Source organism: Chitinophaga sp. (assembly GCF_035564935.1).
Classification (GTDB): domain Bacteria; phylum Bacteroidota; class Bacteroidia; order Chitinophagales; family Chitinophagaceae; genus Chitinophaga.
In genome coordinates this window covers 1-5939 of sequence record NZ_DATMTE010000603.1, presented here as the reverse complement: position 1 = coordinate 5939, position 5939 = coordinate 1, and the positions used below count along the sequence as shown (strand labels likewise).

Annotated in this window: 5 protein-coding genes and 1 pseudogene; 4 read left to right on the top strand and 2 right to left on the bottom strand. The window is 50.3% G+C overall.

Going from position 1 to position 5939, the window contains the following annotated elements; translation table 11 throughout:
- Nucleotides 1–778, bottom strand: a pseudogene (locus tag VN105_RS15340) (GMC family oxidoreductase); the annotation flags it as partial.
- Nucleotides 779–789: 11 nt separating this feature from the next.
- A complete protein-coding gene (locus tag VN105_RS15335) occupies nt 790–1341 on the bottom strand; it encodes a gluconate 2-dehydrogenase subunit 3 family protein (protein ID WP_325642405.1) in 552 nt (183 codons plus the stop codon).
- A 298-nt stretch (nt 1342–1639) separates the two neighbouring features.
- Between VN105_RS15335 and VN105_RS15330 the strand changes: the two genes are divergently transcribed.
- The 4 genes from VN105_RS15330 to VN105_RS15315 all read left to right on the top strand — a co-directional run.
- Entirely contained in the window at nt 1640–2917 is a 1278-nt protein-coding gene (locus VN105_RS15330) for a putative oxidoreductase C-terminal domain-containing protein (protein WP_325642404.1), read from the top strand.
- A 14-nt stretch (nt 2918–2931) separates the two neighbouring features.
- Nucleotides 2932–4257: a sugar MFS transporter gene (locus tag VN105_RS15325; protein WP_325642402.1), complete on the top strand. Its 1326-nt coding sequence runs from the start codon at nt 2932–2934 to the stop codon at nt 4255–4257.
- Between the two features lie 57 nt (nt 4258–4314).
- Nucleotides 4315–5502, top strand: a complete 1188-nt coding sequence (locus VN105_RS15320; RefSeq protein ID WP_325642400.1) for a M20 family metallopeptidase — start codon at nt 4315–4317, stop codon at nt 5500–5502.
- Between the two features lie 246 nt (nt 5503–5748).
- On the top strand, nt 5749–5939 hold a 191-nt coding region (locus VN105_RS15315), incomplete at its 3' end, for a hypothetical protein (RefSeq protein ID WP_325642398.1).

The window sequence follows — 5939 nt, the reverse complement described above, 5'->3', positions numbered from 1 at the left end:
TTTTTTCTGCCCAGGGAATAGTGGAGGAGTTGCTGCTGAAGTAGCCGCCAAAAGGGCATCCCCGCTGGCAAAGCACCCTGTTCTGGCACTTCCCGCGGCCCTGATCAAGGTGCACCTGCTGCGGCTGTGTTAAGTGGGCGCAACGGGCATAGATCACCTGCCGGTCTTTATAATTATCTTTTACGAAATCCTTAAAATAGTTTTCTACGCAGGAAAGCTCCATAGGAGGCAGAAATTCTCCATCGGGGAGGTGCGGTAAACCATCTTTGTTTCCGGAGATGCCCACAAATTTTTCCACGTAGCTGTACCATGGCGCGATATCTTTATAACGGATAGGCCAGTCGGTGGCGAAGCCGTCGCGGGCAGGTCCTTCAAAGTCGAAGTCGCTCCAGCGTTGTGTTTGCCGGGCCCACATCAGCGACTTTCCGCCTACCTGGTATCCCCTGATCCAGTCGAACGGTTTGGGCTGGCCATAAGGATGGTCGGTATCTTTCACAAAGAAGTGCATGGCATCTTCTTTATAGGCGTAGCAACGGCTGATCACCGGGTTGGCATCTTTTATGGCTTCCGGTACCTGGCCACGGTGGGGAAATTCCCAGGGAAACTGGCTGGTAGTGGGATAGTCTTTCAGGTGTTTTACATCACGGCCTCTTTCCAGCACCAGTGTTTTCAATCCTTTTTCTGTAAATTCTTTTGCTGCCCATCCGCCGCTGATGCCGGAGCCAATAACGATGGCATCGAACGTACGGTTTTGCAGGCTGGTATTATCTTTACTCATACAATTAATAGTTAGGCAAGCTTCCGGGTAATGGGTTTCAGCGGTACGCAACCATGGAATCGCGCAGGTACCAGTTCATAAACATTTACTTTGGTAAGGAAATATTTGGAGCTGGTATACGCCTGGATGGTGAGGCGTTTGGTAGCGCGATAGAAAAAAGCGGCGTCGTCTTTATCGTCTTTAGCGGCTTCGAAGGTTTTGAGTAGCGCTTCCCGCTGTGCCGGCGTACTGTCGACGAAGCTATGCCCGTTTAATTTCTTACCGGCCTGTTCAAATGCTTTCATACCACTGAGCCATTTCTGCTGGTCTTCCTTTTTGTAGCAATCATCCATCATAATGAGGGTAAACAGGTGGGCCGACAGCTCCTTTGCACCCGGTGTGGAAGTGGCAGGGATGATCGTTTCCACGAGTTCTGCCAGCATCTTTTCCTGGTCGCCATCTACCGCAATATTCTTTAATGTTAAGGATGTTCTGCTGGTATGTTGAAGGCAGGCAGGCAATATGGCCATACCGGCTGAAACATACAGCAGCTGCCTGAGGGCAGCTCTTCTTGTCACGGTCATTGATCGGAATTTTTTGTAATAAAACGGGAATTGATCGCCATTATTTTAATCTTATAAACTGCAAAATCCTTGTTTCGGGGCCTTCCGGCCGGAAACAGGGACTAAATATAAAGGAATCCGGGAGTTTTTACAATGTTTTTGTGGTGGCCGGTTTAGTGCAGCCGGCGTACCGTCTTTTCAGTTGGCCTGTTCGGGACCGGTAACGTTCTCAATGAAAAAAAATAACCGGATAAGTCAAAACATTATCTTTATCGGCATGGCTGCATTGTTGTTGTCATGCTCTAAAACACAGAAGTCTATGCAGCTGATAGCACTTGATCCCGGCCATTTCCACGCTTTGCTGGTGCTGCAACAGATGTACCCCGGGGTGGATGCCATGATAAAGGTATTTGCGCCGGAGGGGCCCGAAGTAAAGCAGTACCTTGAAAGGGTAGCTGCTTTTAACAGGCAGCAACTCCCCGCGGTTCACTGGGATACCGATGTATATACCGGTAACAGCTACCTGGAAAAGATGTTGCAATGCGATCCGGGGAACATCGTAGTGCTGGCGGGCAACAACCGTTTGAAGCCAGCTTATATCAGCAGCGCGGTACATGCGGGTATGCATGTGCTGGCAGATAAGCCGATGGCTATTGACACAGCGGGTTTTGAGGCTTTAGAGGCATCCTTTGCGGCTGCTGCGGCCCATAAAGTGCAGCTGTATGATGTGATGACGGAGCGTTATGAAATTCACAACCTCCTGCAGCGGGAGCTGTCGCAGCTGCCGGGCCTGTTTGGTACATTGGAAAAGGGCGCTGCAGGTCATCCTTCAGTGATCAAAAAAAGTGTGCATCATTTTAAGAAAACAGTGGCGGGCAAAACACTGATCCGTCCTTCGTGGTACATGGATGTAAAACAGCAGGGGGAAGGGATCACGGATGTAACCACCCACCTGGCAGACCTGGTACAGTGGACCTGTTTTCCTGAACAGGTACTGGATTATAAGAAAGATATTTATGTAGATACCGCTACCACCTGGCCTACGGTAATGAGCCTGCAGCAATACAGCGCCATTACCGGGGAGCCGCAGTTTGCGCCTGCACTGAAGGAGATGACGGATGCAAACGGCGGTTTGAAAGTATATGCAAACGGCTCATTCGACTACACCATCCGTGGCGTACATGCGCGTATTACCGTGCAATGGGATAATGAAGCGCCTGCCGGCGGCGGAGATACGCATTATTCACTGCTGCGTGGCAGTAAAGCCGAGCTGATGATACTGCAGGATAAGGAACAGGCGTATCAACCGGTACTGTATATCCGTCCATTATCAGCAGATACAGCGGAAATGAAAGCGGCCTTTCATACACTGGCGCAAAAATATCCCGGGATTGCACTGAAAGAAAGTGCGCACGGTTGGGAAGTAATAATACCGGAGCCACTGGTAAAGGGCCATGAGCGGTTGTTTGCAAAAGTGATGCAGCAGTTCCTGGTATATGTTACATCCGGCAAAATGCCTGCCTGGGAAATACCGGGTATGCTGGCAAAGTATTACACCACTACCCGCGCATTGGCGATAGCAAAGCGATTGGAATAACTAAATAACCAAGCATGAAACAACAAACAGCTACTGTAGCAGCAGGATCCCTTAGCCGGCGCGATACCGTGATATCGATACTCATTGTGGGTTTATTGTTTTTTGTATTCGGGTTTGTGACCTGGGTAAACGCCATATTGATCCCGTATTTCAAGATTGCCTGTGAACTGAGCAATTTCCAGTCGTACCTGGTGGCTTTTGCCTTTTATATCTCCTATTTTTTTATGTCGGTGCCGGCTTCCTACCTGCTGAAGGCGGTGGGTTTCAAGAAGGGTATGATGATGGGGTTCTGGGTGATGTCGCTGGGCGCGCTGATATTTATACCCGCAGCTTATACGCGTACTTACGAGGTGTTCCTGGCAGGTTTATTTATCATTGGTCTCGGGCTTGCGGTGTTGCAAACGGCGGCAAATCCCTACATTACCATCCTGGGCCCGAAAGAGAGTGCAGCAGCGCGTATCAGCATTATGGGTATCTGCAACAAGGGGGCCGGCATTGTGGCGCCGCTGATCTTTGCAGCGGTGATACTGAAAGCCACGGACGGCGATTTGTTCAAAGAGCTGGCCACTATGACCGGCGATGCGCGCAACGAGGTACTGGATGCGCTGATAAGAAGGGTAATAGTGCCTTATGGGGTAGTATCGGTGGTATTGTTTGGATTGGGGTGTTTAGTGCGCTTATCTCCGTTACCGGAAATTGACACGGAGCATGAGGATGCGGTGGTGGCAAGCGCCAATGCGGGCAAAACCAGCATATTCCAGTTTCCCCACCTGATCCTGGGGGCGCTGGCTATATTTTTACATGTAGGCACGCAGGTGGTGGCCATTGACACAATTATCGGGTATGCCGGTTCTATGCATATTCCCCTGCTGGAAGCAAAAACATTTCCTTCCTATACGTTATTCGTTACCATTTGCGGTTACCTGCTGGGTATATCGCTGATCCCCCGGGTGATCAGCCAGGCCAATGCCCTGAGAGTATGTACCATTCTTGGCGCCTTATTTACGCTGGGCATTATATACCTGCATGGGGAAGTAAGGTTCCTGGGGCATGTAACAGATATCTCCATCTGGTTTGTGGTATTGCTGGGATTTGCCAATTCTTTGGTATGGGCGGGCATATGGCCGCTGGCGCTGGATGGATTGGGCCGGTTTACCAAGCTGGGGGCATCCGTGATGATCATGGGTTTATGCGGCAATGCTATGTTGCCGGTAGTATACGGGCTGGCGGCGGATGCGTATAATGTACGACTGGCTTACTGGGTATTGTTCCCCTGTTATCTCTACCTGATATTCTATGCGTTTTATGGGTATAAACTGAGAAGCTGGAGCAAACTGTGATGCTGTTTGACCGGATAAAAAATTGTATACTTGAAGTTTATAAAAAACTTCTGCCACATGCTTAAAGAAAGAATCCGGCAATTAGCCAGCGGGCTGCTGGAGGAGGCAACGGCCAACCGTCGCCACCTGCACACCCATCCAGAACTTTCGTACAGGGAATACCAGACGGCAATTTTTATAGAGGAAAGGTTGCGTTCCCTGGGAATCTCCTATGAAAGGATGGCTGATACCGGTATTGTTGCTTTATTGCAGGGGGGCGGGGGGCCGTCGGACAAAGTGGTGGCCCTGCGGGCGGATATTGACGCCCTGCCCATCGCGGAGCTGAACGAAGTGCCTTACCGCTCACAGCACCAGGGCGTTATGCATGCCTGCGGCCATGATGTGCATACTGCATCATTGCTGGGCGTGGCGGGCATCCTGAGCCGCATGAAAGAGGAGTTTTGCGGGACGGTGAAGTTTATTTTCCAGCCGGCGGAAGAAGTGATCCCTGGCGGGGCCAGCCTGATGATCAAGGCGGGAGTGCTGGAAAATCCCCGGCCACAGCATATCCTGGGGCAGCACGTGATGCCGGAGCTGCCCGTTGGTAAAGTGGGCTTCCGTTCCGGGCGCTATATGGCCAGTAACGACGAAATCTCCATTACAGTGAGAGGGAAGGGCGGGCATGGGGCCATGCCGCACCTGGGCATCGATCCGGTGGTTATTGCCTGTCATATGGTAATAGCCCTGCAGCAGATTGTGAGCCGCCGGGCGAACCCCTTACTGCCGTCTGTACTTACCTTCGGAAAGATGCATGCCAACGGGGCAAGTAATGTGATCCCTGATGAAGTGAAACTGGAAGGGACTTTCCGGTCGCTGGACGAAACCTGGCGCAGCGCGGCGCATGAGAAAATTAAAAAAATGGCCATCTCCATAGCAGAAAGCATGGAAGGCTCTTGTGATATTAAAATAGAAAGAGGATATCCTGTGCTGATCAACGAAGATAAGCTAACGGCAGCCAGCAGGGGACATGCAGTGGATTACCTGGGGGAAGAACTGGTGGAAGACCTGGACATCTGGATGGCAGCGGAGGATTTTGCTTCCTATTCCCAGGTGGCCGATGCCTGCTTTTACCGCCTGGGTGTTCGCAATGAAAACAGGGGCATTGTTTCCGGTTTACATACTGCCACCTTCGATGCCGATGAAAAAGCGCTGGAAACCGGCGCCGGCCTGATGTCTTATCTCGCACTGAAAACATTAGGTAATTAATGGAAGGGTTGTGTCCACGCTTATTATTTTGTTAACTACCGGTTAAGGCCGGCTGATTTCATGCATTCACGGGGAATTATAATACGTTCACAAAATAAGGTGGGCCACTAACGGCCATGAATATATCTTTGTATCAGGTTTTTCATAGGATATGGTTAAAATATTAAGGGGGAGGTAGTCTTGCCACCCCTTTATTTATGCATATCACCGCAGATAAGCAATAAATCTTATTTATCTTCGCGCCCTATGTCAGGGATTACAGATTCTATTGATATCATCATTCCCACCTTCCGGCTGGATGAGCAATATTTGCTTCCATTGATCCATTTGCCTAAACCCGGCGGATGGGAGTTCAACTATTACATTATTGCAGATAACCCTGATGTAAAGCCTGGCGCGGAATTGCAACGGCTGGCGCAACAGGGCAGTATACATCT